The organism is Aquificaceae bacterium (assembly GCA_037481935.1).
In the GTDB taxonomy this organism is placed as follows: Bacteria; Aquificota; Aquificia; order Aquificales; family Aquificaceae; genus Pampinifervens.
In genome coordinates this window covers 68,854-92,679 of record JBBFKQ010000003.1, presented here as the reverse complement: position 1 = coordinate 92,679, position 23,826 = coordinate 68,854, and the positions used below count along the sequence as shown (strand labels likewise).

General features: G+C 46.9%; 25 protein-coding genes. 7 read left to right on the top strand and 18 right to left on the bottom strand.

Annotated features, from left to right (window positions below; translation table 11 throughout):
• The first annotated feature begins 101 nt into the window (after positions 1-101).
• The 3 genes from WHS43_03645 to WHS43_03635 are packed head-to-tail and all read left to right on the top strand — an operon-like array spanning position 102 to position 2,366.
• Positions 102-359 carry an AbrB/MazE/SpoVT family DNA-binding domain-containing protein gene (locus WHS43_03645; GenBank protein MEJ5338731.1) on the top strand — a complete coding sequence of 86 codons (258 nt, stop codon included), beginning with the start codon at positions 102-104 and terminating at the stop codon, positions 357-359.
• The gene (locus WHS43_03640; GenBank protein ID MEJ5338730.1) at positions 319-993 is read left to right on the top strand and encodes a flagellar hook capping FlgD N-terminal domain-containing protein; all 675 of its coding nucleotides are present in this window, start codon (positions 319-321) and stop codon (positions 991-993) included. The genes WHS43_03645 and WHS43_03640 overlap by 41 nt, the downstream gene beginning before the upstream one ends.
• A gap of 2 nt (positions 994-995) precedes the next feature.
• Positions 996-2,366 carry a flagellar hook protein FlgE gene (locus WHS43_03635; protein ID MEJ5338729.1) on the top strand — a complete coding sequence of 457 codons (1,371 nt, stop codon included), beginning with the start codon at positions 996-998 and terminating at the stop codon, positions 2,364-2,366.
• A 43-nt stretch (positions 2,367-2,409) separates the two neighbouring features.
• Here the strand turns inward: WHS43_03635 and bioF are convergent, their stop codons facing one another.
• The 5 genes from bioF to ccsA all read right to left on the bottom strand — a co-directional run bounded on the left by bioF (position 2,410) and on the right by ccsA (position 8,277).
• Positions 2,410-3,525, bottom strand: coding sequence for an 8-amino-7-oxononanoate synthase (gene bioF, locus WHS43_03630; GenBank protein ID MEJ5338728.1), 1,116 nt, complete (start codon positions 3,523-3,525; stop codon positions 2,410-2,412).
• Between the two features lie 48 nt (positions 3,526-3,573).
• Positions 3,574-6,180: a hypothetical protein gene (locus WHS43_03625; GenBank protein MEJ5338727.1), complete on the bottom strand. Its 2,607-nt coding sequence runs from the start codon at positions 6,178-6,180 to the stop codon at positions 3,574-3,576.
• 69 nt (positions 6,181-6,249) lie between these two features.
• A complete protein-coding gene (locus WHS43_03620; GenBank protein ID MEJ5338726.1) occupies positions 6,250-6,993 on the bottom strand; it encodes a DsbC family protein in 744 nt (247 codons plus the stop codon).
• Positions 6,994-7,013: 20 nt separating this feature from the next.
• Positions 7,014-7,529 carry a shikimate kinase gene (locus WHS43_03615; GenBank protein ID MEJ5338725.1) on the bottom strand — a complete coding sequence of 172 codons (516 nt, stop codon included), beginning with the start codon at positions 7,527-7,529 and terminating at the stop codon, positions 7,014-7,016.
• Entirely contained in the window at positions 7,519-8,277 is a 759-nt protein-coding gene (ccsA, locus tag WHS43_03610) for a cytochrome c biogenesis protein CcsA (GenBank protein MEJ5338724.1), read from the bottom strand. Before ccsA ends, WHS43_03615 begins: the two co-directional genes overlap by 11 nt.
• 15 nt (positions 8,278-8,292) lie before the next feature.
• Here ccsA and acpS point away from each other — a divergent pair, with 15 nt between their 5' ends.
• Complete coding sequence (acpS, locus tag WHS43_03605; GenBank protein ID MEJ5338723.1) at positions 8,293-8,646, top strand: holo-ACP synthase; 354 nt, start codon at positions 8,293-8,295, stop codon at positions 8,644-8,646.
• Here acpS and thiD read toward each other — a convergent pair.
• The 12 genes from thiD to WHS43_03545 form a co-directional block, all read right to left on the bottom strand.
• A complete protein-coding gene (gene thiD / locus WHS43_03600) occupies positions 8,628-9,428 on the bottom strand; it encodes a bifunctional hydroxymethylpyrimidine kinase/phosphomethylpyrimidine kinase (protein MEJ5338722.1) in 801 nt (266 codons plus the stop codon). The genes acpS and thiD overlap by 19 nt on opposite strands.
• Positions 9,428-11,761 carry an outer membrane protein assembly factor BamA gene (gene bamA / locus WHS43_03595; protein ID MEJ5338721.1) on the bottom strand — a complete coding sequence of 778 codons (2,334 nt, stop codon included), beginning with the start codon at positions 11,759-11,761 and terminating at the stop codon, positions 9,428-9,430. The genes thiD and bamA overlap by 1 nt, the downstream gene beginning before the upstream one ends.
• Complete coding sequence (gene purM, locus WHS43_03590; protein MEJ5338720.1) at positions 11,745-12,746, bottom strand: phosphoribosylformylglycinamidine cyclo-ligase; 1,002 nt, start codon at positions 12,744-12,746, stop codon at positions 11,745-11,747. The genes bamA and purM overlap by 17 nt, the downstream gene beginning before the upstream one ends.
• Entirely contained in the window at positions 12,739-13,296 is a 558-nt protein-coding gene (thpR, locus tag WHS43_03585) for an RNA 2',3'-cyclic phosphodiesterase (protein MEJ5338719.1), read from the bottom strand. The genes purM and thpR overlap by 8 nt, the downstream gene beginning before the upstream one ends.
• Positions 13,296-13,841: a DUF882 domain-containing protein gene (locus tag WHS43_03580; GenBank protein ID MEJ5338718.1), complete on the bottom strand. Its 546-nt coding sequence runs from the start codon at positions 13,839-13,841 to the stop codon at positions 13,296-13,298. The genes thpR and WHS43_03580 overlap by 1 nt, the downstream gene beginning before the upstream one ends.
• Complete coding sequence (locus WHS43_03575) at positions 13,838-14,929, bottom strand: L,D-transpeptidase family protein (GenBank protein MEJ5338717.1); 1,092 nt, start codon at positions 14,927-14,929, stop codon at positions 13,838-13,840. The genes WHS43_03580 and WHS43_03575 overlap by 4 nt, the downstream gene beginning before the upstream one ends.
• A gap of 23 nt (positions 14,930-14,952) precedes the next feature.
• Complete coding sequence (locus tag WHS43_03570) at positions 14,953-15,351, bottom strand: hypothetical protein (GenBank protein MEJ5338716.1); 399 nt, start codon at positions 15,349-15,351, stop codon at positions 14,953-14,955.
• Positions 15,352-15,367: 16 nt separating this feature from the next.
• On the bottom strand, positions 15,368-17,233 hold the full coding sequence (gene dnaK / locus WHS43_03565; protein ID MEJ5338715.1) for a molecular chaperone DnaK: 1,866 nt from the start codon (positions 17,231-17,233) through the stop codon (positions 15,368-15,370).
• Between the two features lie 177 nt (positions 17,234-17,410).
• Positions 17,411-18,583, bottom strand: a complete 1,173-nt coding sequence (flgL, locus tag WHS43_03560) for a flagellar hook-associated protein FlgL (GenBank protein MEJ5338714.1) — start codon at positions 18,581-18,583, stop codon at positions 17,411-17,413.
• A gap of 11 nt (positions 18,584-18,594) precedes the next feature.
• Complete coding sequence (gene flgK / locus WHS43_03555) at positions 18,595-20,166, bottom strand: flagellar hook-associated protein FlgK (protein ID MEJ5338713.1); 1,572 nt, start codon at positions 20,164-20,166, stop codon at positions 18,595-18,597.
• Positions 20,167-20,202: 36 nt separating this feature from the next.
• The gene (locus WHS43_03550) at positions 20,203-20,679 is read right to left on the bottom strand and encodes a DUF29 domain-containing protein (GenBank protein ID MEJ5338712.1); all 477 of its coding nucleotides are present in this window, start codon (positions 20,677-20,679) and stop codon (positions 20,203-20,205) included.
• An 18-nt stretch (positions 20,680-20,697) separates the two neighbouring features.
• Complete coding sequence (locus WHS43_03545) at positions 20,698-21,489, bottom strand: lipoate--protein ligase family protein (protein MEJ5338711.1); 792 nt, start codon at positions 21,487-21,489, stop codon at positions 20,698-20,700.
• A gap of 17 nt (positions 21,490-21,506) precedes the next feature.
• On the opposite strand from WHS43_03545, the gene atpC reads away from it, so the two are divergent.
• From atpC to WHS43_03530, 3 genes are read left to right on the top strand one after another with little or no spacing between them, the layout of a single operon-like run.
• Entirely contained in the window at positions 21,507-21,908 is a 402-nt protein-coding gene (gene atpC / locus WHS43_03540) for an ATP synthase F1 subunit epsilon (GenBank protein ID MEJ5338710.1), read from the top strand.
• Positions 21,895-22,599 (top strand): methyltransferase, encoded by a 705-nt coding sequence (locus WHS43_03535; GenBank protein ID MEJ5338709.1) that lies wholly within the window; start codon positions 21,895-21,897, stop codon positions 22,597-22,599. The genes atpC and WHS43_03535 overlap by 14 nt, the downstream gene beginning before the upstream one ends.
• 29 nt (positions 22,600-22,628) lie before the next feature.
• Complete coding sequence (locus WHS43_03530; GenBank protein ID MEJ5338708.1) at positions 22,629-23,180, top strand: DUF507 family protein; 552 nt, start codon at positions 22,629-22,631, stop codon at positions 23,178-23,180.
• Here the strand turns inward: WHS43_03530 and WHS43_03525 are convergent.
• Positions 23,177-23,782: a M23 family metallopeptidase gene (locus tag WHS43_03525; GenBank protein MEJ5338707.1), complete on the bottom strand. Its 606-nt coding sequence runs from the start codon at positions 23,780-23,782 to the stop codon at positions 23,177-23,179. The genes WHS43_03530 and WHS43_03525 overlap by 4 nt on opposite strands.
• Positions 23,783-23,826: the final 44 nt, after the last annotated feature.

Below are 23,826 nucleotides of genomic sequence, written 5' to 3'. Positions count from 1 at the left end.
TGCAGGTCTATTCTCTGGGTTTCTTGACGGTTCATTACTGTTTGACAGTAAAAAATATCAAACCTCTTGACATTTTCTAATTGAGGTATATAATCATACCCATGGACGAGGTAGCCAAAATAATGGCAAGAGGTCTGCTGGCATTGCCCAGCGATGTGAGAAAGAGGCTGGGTCTAAAGGAAGGGGACCTGGTAAGGATTGAAGTTAAGGACGACCAGCTCATAATAAGGAAGGAACAGAGGGTCTACGACCTCAAAGGTAGCCTTCAATCACAGCATACCCAGCAGAAAACCTTTGCCCAGATACTGGCGGAGGAGTATGAAAAACACAAGGGAGGGAAGAAAGGTGGCGGAGTTTAGAGCTACAGACCCCTACCATATAAAGCCCCCAGAACCAAAAGTTCTGCCCAAAAACTACACTCAGGGCGTTGATAATCTTTCTTCCGATGATTTCCTGAAAATATACATGGAAACCCTCAAATATCAGGACCCTTTCCAGCCTCAGGACCTTTCAAAGATGCTTGAAGACATGACAAGGCTCAATCAGGTCAAATACATGAACGACATGAGGAGTTTTATGGAGGGTCTTAAGGGATGGTTCAACCAGATAACCCTTCTTTCAGGCCTCAACTTGATAGGTAAAGAGTTTGTCTTCTCCACTGACAGGGTAGACACTCTGAAGGGCGGTCAGTATTATCTTCTGTCCTCTGAGGAAATGAAAGGAATTACCATGAAAGTTATGGATGGGGATGAGGTGGTAAAGGAGCTTCAGATAGACATAAAAAAGGGACTGAACCCTCTTGACCTAAGCGGACTGCCAAAGGGTCAGTTCGGCATAAAGCTTTATAAGAATGGTCTACCCCTTGAAGGGGTCAGCCTTGGCATTATGGGTAGAGTGAAGTCTGTCAGTGTTTCTGGGGGTGAGCTCCTTTTTGAGCTTGAAAATGGCGAGCTTGTATCTCCTTCAAGACTAATATATGCAGGAGGGATGTGACCATGATGAGGAGCTTTTTCAACGCAGTAACAGGAATGAACGCCTACAGGACATGGATGGACATAACCGCCGACAACATGGCAAACGTAAATACCATAGGCTTCAAGGGAAGCAGGCCCATCTTTCAGGATGTGATATCCTCCGTTACCATAGGACTCAACACTGTAACCAACACGGTAAAATCAACCACCTACGGAGCAGGTGTTCTGGTTGACAGCACGCAAAAGCTCTGGACCATAGGCAACTTTAAACAGACGGGCATAAACACAGACCTTGCCATACAGGGCAGAGGGCTTTTCATAATAAAAGACCCCATCTCCGGAACTAATTACTATACGAGGGATGGTCAGTTCAGGCTCAGCAGGGATGGATACATGGTAAACTCAGGCGGTCTTAAACTGCAGGGCTTCAGAGTTGATGAGAGGGGCAGAACCGTAGGAACAGGGCTTGAGGATATTCATGTGATACCTCAGCTTCCTCCCAAGGCAACTGGTCAGATAAAGTTCCTTGGTCCCACCAACCTGAACGCAGACGCTGGAGTTCCTGCTGCCACCTTTGACCCCAACGACCCGGCAAGCTACAACTACAAATACACCATAACCATATACGACAGCCTTGGCACACCCTATCAGGCTGACCTCTTTTTCAGAAAGAGCGGGACAAATACATGGGACATATACCTGAGAGCGGACATTGACCCCAACAATCCTGGCTACGAACTCTCTGGTGACTGGACGGGTGTTCAGTTTGATGCCTCTGGTAAGTTAATCTACGATGGAACGGTGGTCACAAGGGAACCGTCTCCCGATGGAAAAAGTTTCTACTACTACCTTGACCCGGGTGGTCTCACCGTGCCTGCAACCACGCCCAGCGGTGGCACCTTTCCTGCAAACACTGACTGGAGAATATACGTAGGTGAGTCCCTTCAGTCTGTGACAGTGAATAATGGAGACCCAATTCCCAATTCATACGTAACCCAGTATTCTGCAGACTTTCTTGTCACAGCAGACCAGAACGGCTATGCAAAAGGGGACCTTGTGGATGTGTACGTTCTCTCTGAAGATGGTGCCGTCGTGGGTGTTTATTCCAACGGTAAATCCCTGCCTCTTTACAGGGTTGCTGTGGCTGTTTTTTCTGACCCTGAAGAGCTTACAAAGAAAGGCTCAAACCTGTATACCTCCATATCCACGCCCACCATAATGACACCTGGTGGTGCGGAGAAGGTGAGGTCTGGCATGTTAGAGATGTCCAACGTGGATATAGCCGCAGAATTCATAAATCTCATATCCGCCCAGAGGGCCTATCAGGCAAACACAAGGGTGATAACTTCTTCCAATGCAGTGCTTGATGATACAATAAACCTGGTAAGGTAATTTACAAGATGGGCGTGGGAGGGACTGAAGGGGTGGGAGGGGGTTAAAGGCTTTCAAAAGCTCTGAAAAGTCTTTCAAGGTCTTCTTCTGTGTATCTGAGGCTTGTAGTAAGCCTTAGTCTCGCCTTTCCCCTCGGAACTGTTGGATACCTTATGGCCTGAATAAGTATCCCATGTTCAAGTAGTCTGTCCCTCAGGCTGAGTGCCTTACCCTCTTCATACACCATTATGGGTAGGATAGGGGTTCCATAAAATGGCACTTCAAAGCCCAAAGAAGAGAGCCTGAAGTAGATTCTTCTGCTTAATTCCTTTAGCCTCTCTACCCTCCATGGTTCTCTCTGGATTATTTCAAGAGCTTTGCCCGCACCTGCACATACCGCTGGGGGCAGGGATGTGGAAAATATAAGACTCCTCGCCCTGTTTACAAGATACTCACACAGCACTACAGAACCGCACACAAAGGCTCCATAAGAACCTATCGCCTTTGAGAGAGTTCCCATGATTACCATGTATTCTTCCCACTTCTCCCCGTATTCTTCAAGTCCACCCCTCCCAGTGGCACCAAGCACGCCTGTCGCATGGGCTTCGTCAAGATAAAGCATACAGTCAAAGCTCTCCGAAAGTCTTTTGAGCTCTCTAATGTCCGCAACATCTCCGTCCATGCTGAAAACCGTGTCCGTCACTATAATACATCTTCTATGACTTTTTCTGAGCTCTGCGAGAAGCTCCCCAAGATGCCCGTAGTCCCTGTGACGGAACACAGATACCTTAGCCTTTGAAAGCCTGCAGGCGTCTATTATGCTGGCATGGTTTAGCTCATCGCTCAGTATAAGGTCTCCTTCACCTGCAAGGGACGGAATAGTGCCTAAGTTGGCAAGGTATCCTGAGCCAAAAAGCACACAGCACGGTGTTCCCTTGAACTCCGCCAGCTTCTCCTCCAGCTCCCTGTGATGTTTTGTATAGCCAGATACGAGTGCAGATGCTCCAGAACCAAGACCATACTCTTTCAGAACCTTTATCGCCTCTTCAACCACCTCCGGATGGTCTTTCAGTGCGAGATAGTCGTTGGAACAGAAGTCTATAAGACCCTCCTTCAGAAACCTATATCTGAAGAGCTTCTCTTCCTTTATCCTGCTGAGTTCCCGCCTTACCCAGTCCATGAGAGGTCTTAAATTTTAAATTTAACAGGATGTGCTTAATTTTTTGAGTTACTTTTCCGGTTCACACACATACTCCATATCCTGTTGAGGTGTGGCCACTTTTGCCTTTGCTGGCTTTTTCTTTGGCTTCTGTGCCACTGGTTTGCCTGCATCCTTCTTGGGCTTCTGTGCCTGAACAGAGGCCTTTTTTGAAACTGCGGGTTTTGTTGGAGGCTTTTGAGTTGCCTCTAAATGTTTCTGCTTTGGTCTCCAGTAACATCTCTGTTTTGCTTCGGGAAGGATTTGAAGCTGACCATCTTTTTCTACTACTTGAGCGCCGCCAGCAGTTGGAGGATGCACAATTGCTCCACTGGCTCCAGAACTGCCTGTTGAAGGAAGAGGTGATGGGGTAAGAAGTATTCCGGGTCCTGCCCCTGTGCTGGAACTGCCCGAACCTCCTCCTGTCTGACCAACTGTTCCTCCTGCACCACTGGAAGGACCGCTTCCGCCAGTTCCACCACCAGGCCCATTACTTCCAGCACCCTCTCCCAGTACAGGACACTCCTCTGGCTTGGTAAGTTCCACCTCTACCTTCGGTTGCAGGCTTACCTGTTGCCCTGACACGTTTACAGGGTTCTTTATAGCATCTTGGAGACAATCATGTCTACTTTTAAGACAGAACTCCAGAGGTGATGCATGATAATAAGCTCTTATTTCAAAGCTTTGAAGATTAACGCCAGAGGATAGAGCATAAAACACTTCTACATTCAGCGGCTGTCCACTGGTCTGAGCTGATATACCTGAGAGGTTTGCAGAAAGGCTGCTGTTTGTTAGGCAGTCGTATACAAAAATAGTGTTGTTAGAGCTGTCCTTAATTCTAATCTCAAGTTTACTGAAGTCGGAAAGACTGGCATTGGCTACGTCTACCCTGAGCCATAAGAAGGGCTTTGGTCCAGAGCAGTATTGCCATGGCTGAAAGGTTTGTTCAAACTTTCCCTCTCTTGATTCGCATTTACCTGCATGACCGTTCCTGTCAGGTGGTTTTGCTGGGTCAAAATACCACATGGCAGGAGCATTATCACCAACCACCCATATACACCCTTTATCGTCCACGTTAACTGTGTAGTCTCTCGGATTACCCTTTGTAGGATGTGTCCAGCTTTTGTATTCCCAGGTGGGAGCACAGGGCGCGCCCGTTGACCAGTCCCAGCACAGAACTCTACCAGGGTTAGAGCTCATTGCTTGATACATGAAATCTGGAAAATAGCTCCTTGAACCCATTGTAATCTCTGAGCCGAAACCAGTGTTTAGAGACAGCCCAGAGAAAACTACCGGCGGTGATGAAGGAAGACCGCTGGATAGGCTGAAGCAGTACTGGGAAAGACCGTTGAGCCTTGCGCAGATGTGCACTGGGTTCATTGCATTGTTGTAGTATATAAAGGAAGACCATACCCTCGGATATGTCATTGGGGTGCCATGAGTCTGTGAGGATACTGTCCAGCCAGCGCAGGGTGATTTTGTAACAGTATCAAAGCAAAAAGACCTCAATGTTTTTGGTATTGCATTTGCGTGGCTGTCGGTAATAAAATAAATCCTGCTACCAACAACTTCTCCAAATACACCGGGACCAAAGCTCATGTTTGGTGACATTGTTGTGCCTGCCGTATTAGGGTCAAGAAAAGCACCGGCTGGAAAGCTAAAGCCTGTGTAATAACCACTTAATCCCATGCAGAAGTTTGCAGGGTTAGTGGCATCAAGGCAGTAAAGCTTCCTGTCACCACCTACCATGTATAACTCATTTCCCACCTTCCACGGACCCTTTACGTAAGACCATGTCTTGGTTGGGTTAACACCAAGCTTGTAAAAACCACACTCTGTGTCTGTTTCAAGATTGTAACATCCAAGACCAAATTCCTTATCATTGGCGGTAACCGCATAATAAAGTCTGCCTGAACTATCAATGTAATACTCTTCATCATACATACCCGATGAGGAGAACTTTCCAGAGCCATCACCCTTTGGGAGGTTTTTAGGAAACCCAGAACAGTAATTACCGGTTAAAGTGTCTACGCATTTAAAAATCTGTCCTGTGCTTGTATTGTTGAACATGGGCTCATGATGATTAATGAAGTATATTCTTAGCTTTCCACCCGAAGCCATATGCCTGTAGGGGAAAGCTCTGTAGCCATCTCCCCCACCTGTTACATTGAAAGAGGAAGCCATGCCTGTGTTGACGTTTGCACTCATGTAGCCGTTCACTGGGGGCGCATTACCTGTCCATGTTGCCACCGTATTTGTAGAGTTCAAGGAACCAGACCAGCCAGAAGGCTGTTGAAGGGAGCCTGGCACTATGGTGTTTAATGGACCTTCTGTTATTGTAATACCATTCTGTGTGCTATTGGTATTGTTTGCATAGTAAATGACCCAGTCCACCGTATAGGTATTTCCGCTCTGAGATATGTTTAGTGGCTTTTTGTCAAGGACGGGATATGTAGGAAGCTCACCTTTTTCAGTGAGCTTTTTTATGATAGCTGGTATCAGCATGAAAGGGATTATTATGGAAGGACCCACCTTAACACCGCCTCCTTCCTTTTGTGGTATAGGCCCGCCTTCCTGCCCATAGGTTCTTGCAAACAACAAGGAAAGAGATACTAATATGATGGCTAAGACAGCCATAGCCCACCTCCTTTCCCCTATTTACAGGGAGTCAAAAGGGTATGTAATATCCTCCTGCCAGAAAGTTCACTAATTCACCAGCTTGTTTAGGTCTTCCTCTGTGGGCAGTCCTGAGTGCATCTTACCGTTCATACCTATGAAGGTGGGCGTTCCACCTATTCCAAGTTTGTTCATAAGCTCAAGGTTTGACTGAACTGCCTTTTTACCCTCTTCACACTGGTTCTGAGAAGTGTATCCCTCCGCATATTCCTTAAAGCCCTTTTTATCGCATATGACCGCCACAGCCTTGCCAAAAGCTTCTGGATGTATGGGAAGTGGGAAGAAGATAAGCCTTACCTGAACGTTGTTTTTCTTCGCCCACTCTTCTACTACTGGGTTGCTTCTCTTGCAGAAGGGGCAGTCCGGGTCGGTTATGAAGTAGACATACTTGCTCCCCTCTCCGAGCCTTACATTCACATGTTTTTCAAGCTCCTTTAGCTGTTCTGCAGATACCTTCATAAATTCCTGCTGTCTGTCCCTTGTTATGTTCTTTTTGTCCTTAAGACTTATGAGATTGCCCGCAAGCAGATATTCCCCCTTCCCATCCATGTAGAAAACAAGGGGCTGTGCGCCAACTTTTACAACTACCTCACAGAGATCCCTTATGTTCTGAAGCTGGGATACGGACTCAACGGTAAAGTCCTGAGGTATAAGTTCTTTTACTGAGCTTTTCACCTGTTCCTTTGTAGGGCACTTGGCTGAACCCTGCCCGCAGGCACCGAGGGCAAAAGCCGCAACTAAAACTGATGTGAAAAGGCTTAACTTTCTTAGCATATTACCTCCTTTTCAATTGATTATAAGGCAAGGGGCCAATTTTTGCAAGCATGGAGTATCTGTTCTACAAGCAGGTTAGCCTCCAGTGTGCCATCCAGCTCAACATGGGCATGCCTGTAATTTTCAGACCTTTTCTCAAAAAGCTTAAAAAGCTCCTCCCTGCCCTTTTTCAGAAGTGGTCTTGATAAGTCTTCACCGCACCTTTTGAGGAAGGTCTCAAAGTCTATTCTGAGCCACACAACAAGTCCTGAGCTTTTCATGAGATCCATAGCCTGTGGGTTTGCACCAAGTCCACCTCCAGTGCTTATGACGAGCTTCTCTCCTTCTGTCAGACTCATAAGGATTTCCAGCTCGCGTCTTCTGAAGTATTCTTCGCCCTTTGTCTCAAAAATCTGAGGTATACTCATCCCCTCCACTTTTTCAAGCTCCCTGTCCACGTCCAGAAAATTCCAGCCCAGCCTGCTGGCAAGAAGTTCTCCCACAGTAGTCTTTCCACTGCACATAAACCCCACAAGAAAAACCCTCTCACAGTTCATGTCTGACAAAGAGTATGTTAAGTAGAGTGAAGAACATACCCAGTATAATGGCGTAAGAGAGCGTCTTTGGCTTTATCCTCTTAAGGAGATTAAGATGAACCACAACCGCATAGTATGTCCAGAGATACAGCACAAAGATCAGTTTTGGGTCGCTTACCCAGTGCTTTCCAAAAAAGCTCCTGCTCCAGAAACTTCCAAAGATAAGGGTGAGGGTAAAGAATAGAAAGCTAAGGTTCATAGAAAGTCTCTCAACTCCCCTCAGAAGACTGAGGGGCATAAAGAAGCCCGTAATGCTTTTGTGCTTCAGTCTGCTCTCAAGGAAGAGTTTAAGTATGGAAGAAAGCCCACCGAGGAAGGCAAAGGCATAGGATGCAAGGGCTGAGGTTATATGAAGAGAATAAAGAGGGCTTCTGTAGGGTGATGGCTCTGCAGGCATGGCAAGGAGCGTTGAAAGTATGCCCAGTATGGCAAAAAAAGCGGAAAATTTCCAGAGATAGTCATACTTGAAGGATACCAGCACAAGAACGCCCAGCATAAGGTTTCCCAGTAGGGAATAAAAGCCATGAGCGTCCGCAAAGGGAAAACTGCGCACTTTAATGGACAGCATTGTTATATGAAGCATGTAAAGTAGAAGTCCGAGGAAAATCACAAATCGTGTGAGCTTCTTCAGTGTGTTAAAAAAATGGGAAAGTAAAGAGGATACAAAGGCTAAGAAGTAAAATACTATGCTCAGCGTAAGCAGGGACATGTAAGATAGTTTATCATGGTAGGCGTTGATATAGTCAGCAACAAAAGGATAAAGGAGGCAGTAGAAAGGTTCGGAGAAAGGTTTCTCAGACGAGTTTACACAGAGGAGGAACTCAGATACTGTATGGGTCAGCAAACTTTTTATGAATGCCTTTCAGCAAGGTGGGCATGCAAGGAGGCGGTGCTGAAGGCTTTTTATCAGGTTTACGGAGTTGTGCTGAGATTTTCAGAGATAGAGGTCCTCGGAGACAGAGGAAGACCAGCGAGGGTAAGAATATTGAGAGAAGGCTTTGAAGAAGCGAAGGTTCTGGTTTCTCTCTCTCATGAGAGAGAGTTCTCCGTTGCGGTGGCTTATGTTTTGAAAGAGTAGAAGGTCCACATGTGGTTGAGGGGTCCATGCCCTCTGCCAAGATTTAGGGAGTTTTCTATAGCTCCCTGGATGTATTCTTTTGCTTTGAGAAGGGAATCTTTAAGGCTGTAGCCCTTTGCAAGATATGCAGTTATCGCAGATGAGAAGGTGCAACCGGTGCCGTGAGTGTTCTTTGTCCTTATAAACTTTCCCCTCAAGTATTCAAAGGATACGCCGTCGTAGAGCACATCCACGGACTCCTCGTCCTCCATATGACCCCCTTTCACAACAACCGCAGAGGGACCGTATGAGATTATTTTTCTGCATGCCCTCTCCATGTCCTCAAGGCTCTTTATCTCAAAACCGCACAGCTCCTCTGCCTCTGGCACGTTGGGGGTCACCACAAGGGCGAGGGGAAGGAGTTCTTTTATGAGGGTCTCTCTGGCGGATTGTTTCAGAAGGGGGTCTCCTGACTTTGCCCTCATGACAGGGTCAACCACAATCCTTTCCATCTTCAAATCCCTTATTGCCCCCGCAACAGCCCTGATGATTTCCTCATTAGATAACATGCCCGTCTTGCACGCATCCACACCAATGTCCTCTACCACGACCCTAATCTGTTCGTAGACCACATCTGGCGGAAGGTCCACAACTCCGTAGACGCCCTGCGTGTTCTGCACGGTTATTGAGGTTATGGCGCTCGTGCCGTATACACCAAGAACGGTGAAGGTCTTCAGGTCAGCCTGAATGCCTGCACCTCCACCGCTATCAGAACCCGCTATTGTCAGAGCTCTCGGCACCATCAGAAAAACACTCCAAGAACAAAATGTATCCTGCTTCTTGAGGTGTCGCCGGGCACTTTTTTCGTTTTGACAGCCCAGTCTAACTTTATGGGTGCGAAGGGGGTTATGAACCTTATACCTATGCCAAAGCCACCCTTAAGGTTTTGAGTTTTTAGCTCGCTCCAGTCGTTAAAGCCAAGACCTGTATCGTAGAAAACTGCACCGTAGAGTATGTTCTTGTAGAGGGGGTAGTTTGCCTCCGCTGATAAGATTAGCTGTCTTTTTGCTCCTATAGGGTCCTTTGTATTGGGGTCAAGGGGTCCTGCGTAGCCGTATTTGTAGCCCCTTACGGTGAAGTCTCCGCCTACAAAAAACCTTTCATCAAGGGGCACTCTTTTGCCACTGTAGGGTTCAACCAGTCCAAGAGAGCCCTTAAAGGAGAGTATGAGACCTGTGTCCAGCCATCTATCCTTGAAAAACTGCTGGTGGGAAAGGGTTATCTTGTTGAACCTCTCATTACCCCCGAGCACTGGCACAGCCACTGAATAGCCCAGCTCTGTAAGGGCACCCGCGGATGGAAAGAGGTAATTGTCCCTCGTATCCCTTGTCAGACCAAAGAGCAGTTTTCTTGACTGTCTGGTTCCGGCTTCTTCTTTGATGAGGGGTGAGGCATCGGGTGATATGTTTGTATACCTTACCCTCTGAAGACTTACCCCTGCGCTTGCCTTCCAGAACTCTGCAAACTCCCTTGAGAATATGAGGTCTATACCCGTTCTGTCTACCGTGTAGGTGGTGTATTCTATCCTTCTGTCATAAACTGAACCCGTGAGGTCTATGGGCTGGTTTAGAAACCACTTCTTAGTGTAGGAAAGGGAATTATCCTTATATTTGCTTCCGTAAGATATGGAAATACCCGCTATGTCTCCTGTCCCGCGAAAGTTACCCTTACGGAGGGATATGAAGCCGGAAACGCCTGTCACCTGATTGTATCCAAGGCCTATGGAAAACTGCCCTGTAAACCTTTCCCTTACCTTTGCCACAAAATCCCAGTTTTTGCCCTCTGTAGGAAAGGGGTCTATAGAAACATCCTGATAGTAGCCAAGATTAAAAACCCTTGTCCTTGACCTGTCTATCTCCCTCTGGTTTGCCAGCTCACCCTCCTGAAATCTTAGCTCCCTTCTTATCACATAGTCCCTTGATTCGTAATTGCCCTGCACTTCAATCCTGCTAACATAAACAGGCTCACCCTCCTGCAGCTGGAGGTTTACGCTTACCCTTTTACCCTCTCTGTCCACACTCTCTCTTTCCTCTACGAAAACGCCCAGATAGCCAATCTCCGAGTATCTCCTCCTTATGTTCTCCTTTATCCTGTCAAGAATTTCCCTTCTGTAGTATCCTCCCCTGTTCTTTTTGAGTATGTCCCCGACGAGCTCTGAGTAGGCAAAGAGGCTGTTGCCCTCTATTTTCAGCTCCGATAACCTGTATCTTGGTCCCTCTTCAATCTTTATGTTTATCTCGTATCTGTTTCCCTCCTTCTTTACAGAGTAGTCAACCTTAGCCTCAAGAAAGCCCTCAGAACGGTAAAAGTCTCTTATCTTTCTCACGTCTTCCCTCAGAACATCCTCACTGAAGGGGGGCTTTAGCCTGAAGGCAAGAAGGCTCACAGGTTTTGTCTCCATAAGCCCGAGCAGTCTACCTCTGCTGAAGGTCCTGTTCCCTGTAAAGTTTATACTTCTTACATACTCTGGCTCTCCCTCCACTATTCTGTAAACAACCTTTGAAGCACCCTTCCTGGGCACAAGTTCGTAATCTACCTGAACGTTTGTGTAGCCCTCCTTCGTGTATGCTTCCACTATTTTTCTCTTTATGAACTCGAGCTCTTCACGGGTGAGAACCCTTCCGAGCCTCAGCCTTCTCTGTATTTCCAGTCTTTCTTCTACAGCCGGCGCTGAGGTAAAGCCCTTTATAAACTCTTCTGGCTCAATCTTGCCCACCTCCGTTTCTATTCCTATCTTTTTCTCAAGCTCGTCGGACTTTATCTTCCTGTTGCCCACAAACTCTATTCTGTATATAACAGGAAGGTCCTTAACTCTGTATGTGAGCACCACATCCTCACCCACCCTTTCTTCATAGACCTCCACCTCGTCAAAAAAGCCTGTTCTGAACACGCGTCTTATGCTCTCACGGACCATATCGGGGATGTATAGGCTTCCCTGTCTTATGTTTATGAGACCTATTATTACATCCTCTGGCACATACCTGGCTCCTTCAACCCTTATCTCTTTCACCACCTGTGCGAAGGAAAGACCCAGCAAGAGAAAAACTGGCAATAAGACTCTAAACAATAACCACATCCCTTTTACCCTCCTCAATAAAGCCACATACAAAGGAAGAAGGGACAGCTCTCAGAGCTGTGTCCAAATCTTTTCCTTCAAGAACTACCATAAAACCCACGCCCATATTAAAGGTTCTGAACATCTCCTCAGAGGATATGTTGCCCAGCCTCCCTATCCAGTCAAAGATGGGGTTTACTGGTATTTTCCCCTTTTCCACTACCGCTCTCAGACCCTCCGGCAATATCCTTATAAGGTTTCCCGGTATGCCACCGCCCGTTATATGTGCCATCCCCCTTATACCTATTCCACAGTATTTCAGAGCACGCACCTCCTGCAGGTATATTTTAGTGGGTTCAAGGAGTATCTCCCACAACTTTCTGTCCTCAAATTTATCCTCATAGCCTATACCTTTTGCCTCAAGCACCTTTCTTATAAGGCTGTATCCATTACTGTGAAAACCGCTTGAGGGAAAACCCAGTATAACATCTCCGGGTCTTATACGCTCACCGGTAATAAGCTCCTCCTCCTCGCACACGCCCACGCAGAAGCCTGCAAGGTCATATACACCCTCGGGATAAAAGTCTGGCATCTCAGCCGTTTCTCCACCCACGAGGGCAACCTCTGCAAGCCTGCACCCCTCCACTATACCATCCATAAGCTCCTTCATAACCTGAAGTTCTATCCTGCCTGTGGCTATGTAATCAAGAAAGGCGAGAGGTTCCGCACCTGTGGTGAGGAGGTCGTTTACATTCATGGCAACCAGGTCTATGCCCACTGTGTTATGAACACCCACAGCCTGAGCCACCTTAAGCTTTGTTCCAACCCCGTCTGTTGTAAGCATAAGAACCGGCTTCTTGTATCCCTCAAGCCTGAGCCCGCTGGCAAAGGATCCAAAGAGGAGAGCTTTTTTTGGTAAGGTCTTTACCTTTTCCCTTATGTAGTCCACAAAGGCTTCAGCCCTTTCTATGCTCACTCCTGCTCTTTCGTAAGTCCATTCACCCATGGAAGTAAAACTCCTCTATTACAGTGTATATGGGTCCCACAGAGGTCAGAGAACTCTTAACAAGAGCCACTCTGTCCACAAGGTCTTCCCCATAGAAGGTGTTTTCATGCTGACGCAGTATTTCTTTGAGGGCTTTTTTGTCAAACTCCTTTATCCTGCATATGGTCACATGGGGATGGAAGGGCTTACCCTCGTCCCTTATACCCACCTGCCTGTTAGCCCTTACTATGCTTCTGGCAAGGTCTATAAGCTGTCTATGACCTTCCGATACACCAATCCACAGAACTCTGGCTCTGTCAGGGCTCGGAAAAACACCAAGCCCCCTGTATTTTACCCTTATGGCTTTGCTACTTTGGGCAATTTCCTGAAGGTTTTTAAGAAGGTCAGCCAGCCTTTCCTGCTCCACATCCCCTATAAACTGGAAGGTCATATGAAAGTTCTGAGGCTCAACCCACTTGCCCTTTATGAACCTCTCGCTCTGTGACTGGAGCTTTTCCACCGCTTCCTGTATCCTTTTCGTGACAAAAAAACCCACAAAAACCCTTATCATTACCAGCACCTGAAGGGTCCAGTATCAAGATGCACAAAACCAGACCTGGGATAGTATCCAACACCACCAGCACGCAGGTTTATTGCCAGATCTCTGAGACTGCTCAGGCTCATGCCCTCCAGCCTTATGTCAACAGCCCTCCCGCGCGTGTGGTAGCTGTCTTTTGCTACGCCCCTTTTTGTCCTGTGAAGGTAAGCGTTTGTAGATGGTGACCTGTAGCCAGATATTACCTCTATCCTTTCCCTGTTAGAAAGTCTGGTTATGAGGAAAAGAAGGTCAAGAAGCTTTAAATCTACGGGAGCTACCTCTCCACTTCTGTAATCCCTCAGAAGCCAGTTTATTTCTTTCAGAGAACTATCTATATACTCTCCATCCACCCAGTAGGCAACCTTAAGGCTCTCCCCGGTGTTTACAGAGTATAAGTTGAGGGACCTGGCTCCTTCTGAAAGACCCCTAATTCCAGAAACTGAGGCGTAGGAAAAAGAACCTGTCAGAAGCATGCATCCTATGTATCCCATTGACCTTAGAAGTTCTCTCCTTGTCATTTCCTGCCTCCAACTTTTGAAAGTGCACGGGACAAAATTGTATCATACCCGTATATGTCTTCTCTGAAATGAAGCTCGCCATCCCTTTCAAAGGCGGTAAGGTAGAGTATGTATATGGGTATAGGGTTTCTGAGGCTGAGGGTCTGGGTCTGCTGTTCTTTTATGAGGTTTTCCAACTTCTTTGAGTTCCATCCCTCTCCAAGAAGTGCCAGAGCAAGCTCCTTTGCCTTTTCTACCCTTATACATCCTGAGCTAAAGGCTCTTTTTGGCTTTTTAAAAAGTTCCACATCAGGCGTGTCGTGCAGGTAGACATCAAAGGGGTTCTGGAAGTTGAACTTTATCCTGCCAAGGGCGTTCTGTGGTCCTGGGGACTGCACAAGCCTGAAGGGAAAATTTTTCTCACTGTATAAGCTCCAGTCTATCTGCAGAGGGTCAACCTCCTCACCTCCAAGAAAGACTCTGAAGCTCTTTTTTCTGAGGTAATCTGGGTCCTTTCTCACTCTGGGTAGTATGTCCTTGACGGAGATGCTTCTGGGAACATGCCATGAAGGATTTATGGTGAGGCTCTCTATCCTGCTGTAAAGTATTGGCGTAGGCCTGAAGTCTTCTCTGTAATTCCTGCCCACTATCACCTTAGAGTGCAGCTCCACAGAATTTTTGTTTATCAGAAAAAGCTCAAAGGATGGTATGTTTACCACCACGGCTCTTTCAAAGTCTTCTGGCAACCATCTGTGCTTTTCAAGGTTCAGGTATACCTGCATCAACCTCTCTTCTGGGCTGATGTTGAGCTCGGCAATGGTCTTTGAACCAATTGTTCCCGTCTCTGGCAGCCCGTGTCTTTTTTGAAATCTTTTTACTGCCTCAAGCAGTGTATGGTCAAAAAAATCAGAGGGGGTGTATTCTCTAATGTCTCCAAGAAGAAAGAGCCTGAACCTTATCTCCTCAAGGCAGGTGCTTCTGTCTCCATGACGCAGGTGTCTTGACAGCCTTATGGGCTTCCATTCAATGGAAGATAGCTCTTGCAGAGACTTTGCCTGTTCTACAAGGAACCAGTATTCCTGGCTCTTGGGTGTGATTTCCCTCAGCAAGTCCCCCAGTCTCTCTTCCCTTATCAGAGCTGCAACCTTTTCAACAACCCTGTCCTGCCTTTTTGGAACGCTCCAGCCCCTGTAGAGTTCTGAGGGTCTTGTCCTACCATAGTAGAGGTCGTATGCAAGCCTGAGCAGGCTGTCGCTTGTGGCAAGCTCTGGGTCAAGGTCTTTAACCGGTCTGTAATCTCTGGGGTCAAGTCCAGGTGGACAACCTCCCTGAGTATGCTCTGCAGGGTTTGAAAGTTCTCCGTAGCTCTGCCATCACAATACCATATGCATCTGAAGCCCAGAAGACCGTATAGCTGATAAACCTTCTGAGGATAGGCTAACTTTGACCAGTTTTCCCTTATCTTTTTCTCATAAGATAATGCAGTTTCTAAGGCAAGAAGAATTATGAGAAAAGGAAGGGCGACCGCCATAGGCGGTCTTATTATATCACATGGGCTTGCCTTCTATTACGTCTCCACCTTCACCCTTCTGCGTAGCCTGTCCCTGATAAAGATAGCTTCCTAACTTTCCAGCTACCTCAAGCACCTTCTCTGTGGCCCTTCTTACCTCCTGCACATCCTGTGAGCTGGCAAATACCCTCTTTGCCTCTTCTATAGCCTTTTCTACCTCAGAGACCACGTCTGCGGGCACTTTATCCCTGTTTTCCTTCAGCACCTTTTCAAGGTTGTAAACATGCTGGTCAAGCTGGTTCTTGGCTTCCACGAGTTCTTTTTTCTTCCTGTCCTCCTCCTCGTGAAGCTGGGCTTCTTTTACCATCTTCTCTATCTCTTCCTGCGTGAGTCCCGAAGATGCCTGAACCCTTATGGACTGCTCTTTACCCGTGCCAAGGTCTTTTGCCGTCACATGAAGAATACCGTCCACGTCTATGTCAAAGCACACCTCTATCTTTGGAACGCCTCTGGGTGCTGGTGGTATGCCGGTAAGATAGAATTTACCCAGAGACTTGTTGTCCCTAGCCATGGGTCTCTCGCCCTGAAGCACATGAACCTCTACCTCTGTCTGATAGTCGCTGGCGGTGGTGAAGGTTTCACACTTTCTGTAAGGTATGGGCGTGTTCCTGGGTATAAGGACCGTCATAACCCCACCGTAGGTCTCCACACCCAGGGATAGAGGTGTCACATCTACTAGCAGTATCTCCTTTACTTCCCCAGATAGAACACCAGCCTGTATGGCAGCACCCACTGCCACCACCTCGTCGGGGTTTACGCCCTTGTGGGGCTCCTTCCCAAAAAAGTCCTTTATCCTCTGCTGGACCAGAGGAATCCTCGTGGAACCTCCCACCAGCACCACATCGTCTATATCCTGAGGTCTCAGCTTGGCATCCTCAAGGGCTCTCTTTACTATCTCCATAGTCCTGTCCACAAGGTCCTTTATCATCTCCTCAAGCCTTGCCCTTGTGAGCTTTTTCTGAAGGTGCAATGGCTGGTTGGTGGATGGGTCTATGGTTATAAAGGGCAGGTTGATTTCAGTCTCCAGCTTGAAGGAGAGCTCCTTCTTTGCCTGCTCGCTGGCTTCTTTGAGCCTCTGAAGGGCAGTCCTGTCCTTTCTGAGGTCAACGCCTGTTTCTCTTTTGAACTCTTCTATGAGCCACTCCATGATTCTTTCGTCTATGTTGGCACCCCCAAGGTGAGTGTCTCCTGCGGTAGCTTTTACCTCTATAACGCCCTCTCCACCTTCAAGGATGGAGACGTCAAAGGTTCCTCCTCCAAAGTCATAGACAAGAATCTTTACATCGCTCTTCTTGTCAAGCCCGTATGCCAGAGCTGCAGCGGTGGGCTCGTTGAGGATTCTTAGCACCTCAAGCCCTGCAATCTTACCGGCATCCTTTGTTGCCTGTCTCTGACGCTCGTTGAAGTAAGCGGGCACGGTTATTACCGCCTTTGTGACCTTTTCTCCAAGGTATGCCTCTGCAGCCTCTTTGAGCTTTTTGAGCACCTGAGCACCTACCTCCTCCGGGCGAACAGTCCTTCCTATGTTGGGTATTTCAAAGCTGGCATCGCCCTTTTCGTCCGCCACCACCTTGTAGGAAACTCTCTTTGCCTCATCAAGCACCTCTTCATACTTTCTACCTATAAACCTTTTAGACTCGTAGACGGTGTTCTCTGGGTCAAGGATGGCACGCCTCTTTGCAGGCTCACCCACCAGCACCTCTTTTTCCTTTGTCCATGAGACAACAGAGGGCGTAAGCCTTGAGCCCTCCTGATTGGCTATTACCACTGGCTCATCTCCTATAATCACAGCCACCACCGAGTTGGTAGTTCCAAGGTCTATACCTATTATCTTCTCCGCCATAAGGCACCTCCTTTTTCCAGAATGTGTTATCTAATATAAAACTTTAGTAAACTTATGTCAAGTTTTTTATAATGACTTTTAGAATGTTAAGGGGGCAGACTGAGAGAGAGGTCTGTAAAAGTGCTCAGAAATATAACCTCAAAGGTTTACGGTCATAGGAATTTCTTAAGTTGGAGGTTATTTCAGATATCTTATAATGCTCATATCCCTCTGGTCTGCCACTATACGCATGAGGGCTTCGTAGGCAAGCCTGTAGCGCGTGTAGTCCATTATGCTCTGCGAAAGCTCTGCATCTTCAAGGTCAGACTTCTGTTTATTCAGGTTGTCTGTGAGGTTTTCCTGCACAGGCTGAAGGTTCTTTACCTGAGAGAGGACTGCACCCACCTGAGACCTTCTGAAGGCGACCCTATCAAAGGCTCTCTGTAGCAGCATAAGGTCGGAGTCATCCGGATAGAGTGCGGAGCTGAGCTTGTCTCCCACCCTTTTTACTGCCTGAAGCAAGTTAGGAGAGTAAAAGTCCGTTGCACCCACATCAAAGTCACCACCGCTGGTGTCAGAGACAAATGTTTCCTTACCTATATCCACAGGCATAAGCATAAGGGAGTAAGTCCCATCTGGGTTCTGGCTGACCTTCGCCTGAAGGGTGCTGGAGTAGTTGGAATTTATAAGGGTTACGAGGTCATTCAGTGTCTGGGTCGTGGTGTAGTTTACACTGATGGTGGTGGTTCCCACCGTTATATTCAAAGTGCCAGAGTTGCTGAAGTTTGTGCCAGGGCTTGAAAAGGTTGCCCTTGAGATTGCCACGTTGAGACCAAAGGTCTCTGCCCCGTTCAGAAGGGCATCAACCCTGTAGCTGTCTGAAAGCCACACCTTAAAACCCTCTGAAGAAGCTCTGTATTCAAGTGTGTTATCATCAAAGGGCTTCTGAGTAAGACTTGCACCTCCAAAGATGTAGTTTCCTCCCAGCTGGTCGTTTACTCTGTCAAGAAGAGACCTTAGGCTTGAGGAAAAGAGTTCTCCTATTGCCAAGAGCTGGTCTGGCTGAAGCGTCTGATTCTTAGCCTGTATGGTCTTTGCATAAAGGAGTTTCAGACTGTCTTCTATCTTCCCCAGGTTAAAGTCTGAATAGCTCAGAGCTGTGTCCGCAAACAGCCTGTTCTTTGCATATTGAGAAAGCTGGGATATCTCTTTTTTAAGCTCAAGCACATTGTAGGTGGCTGATGGCTCGTCGGATATACTCTGATACTTCCTGCCGGTGGCAATCTCAAGAGATTTTTCTGAAAGCTGTTTTCTTATCCTTGCATCCTGTTCCTGAAACAGGGAAAAGAGCAGGTTATCTGGCACCTTCATGGCCTCTCACCTCACACCATATTCAGCGTTGCCTGAAGCATCTCATCCATGGCGTTTATGGTTCTTGCAAGGGCTTCGTAGCTCCTCTGGAGCTTCATGAGTTCAATAAATTCATTGTCTATTGAAACCCCCTGCATCTCCTGAAGCCTTGCGTTCAGAGAGTCAAGGAGTGCCCTCTCTATCTCATGCTTTGTTTTGAGGTCATTCTGCCTTGAGGCAACTCTATCTACAAGCCCATTGTATAGAGCCTTTACACCTTCCCACCAGCTCCTTGAAAAGTCCATAAACTCGTCAGCCTTTTCGTAATCAAGGTTCTGCACGTATGTGTTTATGTTGGGGTTCAGAGCCATGTCCCCTATTCCCGTTCCTGTAAAGAGGGGTTCAGACCTTTGAATAAGGTTGTTGCTCTCCTCTACAGTATAGCTGGGGTCGCTGGCTGTTATCTGCATGGTGTAGCTTCCGTCAGGGTTTGGAACAAGGCTTGCGGTAAAGTTGGGGCTGAGGGTTGGGTCTGTGTTTATGGCGTTTATGATGTCGTTGAGGCTGTCTGTGGAGTTGTAGCTTATAACCACAGGGCCACCGGGAAAGTTAAAGGTTATGCTTCCTGAAAAGCCAAGGGGTGCAGTTGGGTCGCTTACATTTCTGAGCCAGAACCAGCTGTTCGTTCCCTGTGCGTTAAGGGGCAGTTTTACCTCGCTTATGAGCTTTTTGCCTATCCCCTCAAGCTGGTTTATGTAATCCAGAAGGTCTTTCTGAAAGTCCAGAAGCCCTCTGACTTTTCCTCCGCTTATGAGACCGCTTATGTCCACCTCTGAACCATCTTTTGACTTCCACATAACTCTTCTGCTTCCAGAGTCGTATTTCAGCTCCCAGCTGTATCTGTCCTCTACAAGCACAAAGCCCTGGCTTGTCTCCACCCTTACCCTGCCCATATTATCCTCCTGAACCTGTATGTTTATAAGCTCAGACAGTTCTCTGAGATATCTATCTCTCTCATCCAGAAGATTTTTGTAATCTCTTCCTCTTGCGTAAGTCTGGGCATAGCCCGTGAGTATTTCCTGATTTATCTGAGCAATCTTTTTTGTGAGTGTGTTTATCCTGCCTATGTATTGCCTCATGTCATAGTCCGTGCTGGCAAGGGTTCTGTCCATGTCCTTTCTTCTGTCCTTCAGGTATGAAATAAGGCTCTGGGCAGAGTTTAAGAGTTCACTTCTTGCTCCTTCGTTTGTGGGCTCTTTCATCAGGTTCTGGTAGGCGGTGAAAAAGCGGTTTATGTATTCGCTACCCCCCAGCCCTTGAGTAAACTCCTGAAAGAGGTTTTCTATCTGAGAGTTTCCCTTTATGGCGGTGTCAAGGGAGGAGACCACCGAGAGCTTCTGATTTCTCAGAGACATGTAGTAAAAGTTCTGACTTCTGAGAATATCCTCCAGCCTTATACCCACGGGTGCAAGGCTCTTTATGACCGGGTCTTCCTGGGCGTAGTCGGGATTGTTGGCGTTCAGTATGTTTCTGTTTCTGATGTCTGCAGACTTTCTGAAAAGTTCAAGCCCCTGAGCCACTATGCCAAAGGTAGCACCAAACATTTACACCTCCCTCTTCTTATTATCGTAAAGCACTGTCTAAAATTTAGCAATATCCTTCATAATGTCCTCGTAGCCATAGGGACACATTTCTGGCAGGTTGAAGTCTTCTGGGTTGAACTTGTTTCTGATAAGCCATGCCTTTAGCCTCTTTAAAGCGTAACCCCATGCGGGCTGTAAAAGCCCCGGAAGTTTACTCCTGAGGCTCGGGTTATCCTCAAGTATTCTTGATATTTCAACAAGCTGGTTTAATATGCTTTTATTCCATCCAGACCCGGCTGTTTCGTTCCCGGCAAGTTTCTTGAAGTTTTCTATCTTATACCTGTGCTCCATATAAACTCCAAGCCTTTCCTTAAGCTCATCCTCATACTTTCTCGCCATATACTCAACCTCTTCAAGAAGGTTCTCCCAGTCTACGAGGTCGTATTCCCCTTTCCTCAGAAGCTCAAGGTTTTCATGCACCCATCTGTAAAAATCCTTCTCGTAGAGCTCTCTAATCTCTTCTGTCTTCAGCATGGTTTTTTAAAATATAGGTTAGCCCTTCCAGACATACACCCCCTCCCTTATTTTTATGGCTTCGTGCCTTCTTCCCGTGTCCTCAAGTATGGTCTCCTCTGAGGTCATATCTATTCTTAGCTTTTCTGCAAGCTCGAGGGCATCGGAGGGCACTTCCGCGTATCCATCAAATTCAAACTCCTGCACAAACTCCTCAAGCAGAGCCCCAGAGACCTCCTCAAAAGAGAAAGACCTTCCCAGCTCCCTCTCCAGCCATCCTATGTTTTCCCAGAGACTCCCTCTGACCTCTTCTCTGAGAGCCTCATGGGGAAGCAAAAAAAGTTCTGCCATAAGGTCAGGGTCAAAGCTCATAAGAATGTTTCCCACAAACACAAAGAACTTTCCTATGTCTCCTGCCCCTTGCCCGCTTATCTTCCTCTGTGATGCCTTCACCAAAAGGTCATTTATAGGTCTGTATTCCACCTCAAGCCCGAGCCTATTATAAGCCCTTATGACGGGCTGAGAGAGCTTCTTATAGGCGTCCTCTACCCTGAAGGGGACCAGATTCTTTGGAAGTATAAGCTGGTAAAAAACCTGACCTGGCGCAAGCAGGACTGCACCTCCCCCAATCTGCCTCCTTATGATTCCTATGCTGAGCTCCCTGCACCTTTTGAGGTCTATGAGCTCCTGAGCCCTGTCAAAGTAACCAAGACTCACATAAGTGTCTTCTGGCTCACAGAGGACAAGTCCTGTATAACCCAGCTCTGCCATCGCGTGGAAAAGGGTTGTGGAGAGCATGCGCGAGAGTTTTCCGAGGGCATATACCTTCATGGTATAATTTTAACGCCATGATAAAGGTGGAAATAGTAACGCCCCAGGGACTACATTTTTCAAGGGAGGTTCACTCTGTAAACATACCCACTGCAGAGGGTGAAATAGGTGTTCTTGAAAAGCATATGTATCTCATGACCATGCTCAAGCCCGGGCTTGTTTACTTTGACGGTAAGATGGAAAACGGTGTTGCGGTCACCTATGGCTTTGTGGATGTGACTCCAGAAAAGGTCATAATTCTTGCAGAGGAAGCTTACAACATGGGGGATATTGACCCGGGTAAAGAGAAGGAGCTCTTTGACCAGGCGATGAGAAAGCTGGCAACAGCCCAGACCATGGAGGAGATAGAAGAGTGGGAAAAGGTCAGGGAAAGGGCTAGAACACTGCTCGAACTCGTTGAGAGGTTTGGAAGAGTTTAAGGAGTTTGTTTTTTTCAGGGGGAAGGTAAGGTTCAGACAACCAAAAGCCCACAGGCTCTCCATAGTGGAAGTTCTTTTTGTGGCAAACCTCAGGGGCATAAAGAAAAACTCAAGAGTTCTTGACCTTGGTGCAGGCTTTGGCGCTCTTTCCATACTTACAGCTCTCAGATATGGTTGTGAGGTCTGGGCTATGGAGAGAGACCATTTAATGCTTGAACTTCTGAAAGAAAATGTAATACTCAACAAACTGGAAGAGAAAATTCATATTCTTGAGCTTGACCTCAGAAAGGCAAGGGATTTTTTAGGGGCACAGAGTTTTAACGTGGTAGTTGCCAATCCACCCTTCTATAGGGGACAATCAACCTACAATCAGTATCATCATGAGACAGATACAAGTCTTGAAGATTTTATAAAAACTGCAGGCTTTCTGCTTAAAGATGGAGGACATTTTAACCTTCTAATAGCTTCAGGTCGTCTGGTAGATGCTATTATACACATGAAAAACAACAGAATAGAAGCAGCACACCTTAGATTTTTTTATCCAAAACTGCATAAAAACTCAAAAATAGTGCGCATACATGGTTTAAAAAATCTAAGACCATACCCGGTTATTGAAAAACCTCTGATAATTAACGAGGATGACGGTGGATATACGCAAGAGGTAATGAACCTTCTTGAGTGTTTTATATGATATAATTGATAAGATTTAGGAGGCGGTGTATGAGGCTACCCGAGAAGCTTGTGGAGAGAATAGCAGACAGGATTTTAAAGGAACTTTATGAAAATGAAAGAATAATAGAGCCGGAGGACCCTTATGCCTTTAAGAAAAAGATAGTTGCCATATTCAGGGAAGCAGAGGAGCAGGAGAGACTGCTTGATGAAAAAACGAAGGAGATACTCAAAGAAAAGCTTGAGCTTCTTGAAGAAACCAGTCTTGATTACAGAACAGCATACAAAACAGTCAGGAGCAAGCTGGCAGAGGAGATGAACATACACACAAGTAGAAGGGAGAGGATGAACCAGATAGCCCACAGGATAAGGGATATGATAATGGAAGACCCTGAAGTGGAGATATACGAGGAGCCCGGTATCATAAGAAACAGGATAAGGGAAATACTCATGGAGGCAGTAAAGGAAGAAGAAGAGATAGACAGAGAGGTGAGAGAAAGGATAAGGTCCTACTCAAAGAGAATCGTGGAAGGCACTCCAGAGTGGAATCACCTCTACAAAAGGATATACGAAGATGCCCTGAAGAGAAGGGGGCTTCTCTAAGGCAGATAGGCTATGGGGTTCTGCCTCACTCCGTATTTCAGAACCTCATAGTGGAGATGTGGACCAAAGGCTCTTCCGGTGGTTCCCACACTTCCTATTATCTGACCCTTTACAACCCTGTCTGAGTAGGAAACCTTGATGTCTGATAAATGAGCATATATGGTGGCAAAGCCATAACCATGATAGATTATTACAGTCTTTCCGTAGCCTCTTATCCATCCTGCATATATGACTCTGCCTTCTGCCGCTGAAACCACTGGGGTCCCATAGGGTGCCGATATGTCTATTCCAGTATGAAACTCCCTTCTTCCTCCCATATTTCTCCATCCGTAGTCGGAGGTTATAACACCCACAACGGGCCAGAGGTCTGGTCTTACAGTCTCAACGGTTTTCACATTGACAAGCTCCCTCATGGCCTCTTCAAGAGACATCTCAGTGGCTATAATCTTGCTTACCGTATCAACGTCAAAAATTTCATCGCCGGGCTGTTCACCGCTCTGGTAAGAGACCTCTGAAGGCCCACCTATACCCATGGGAGACGCGTCCATTATGGGCTTGCAGAGAGCTCCCACCAGGGCAATGGCAAAGATATACTTCTTCATGACTATACCTCCCTGGCCTAGTTTCCAAAACTCTACCACAGGGT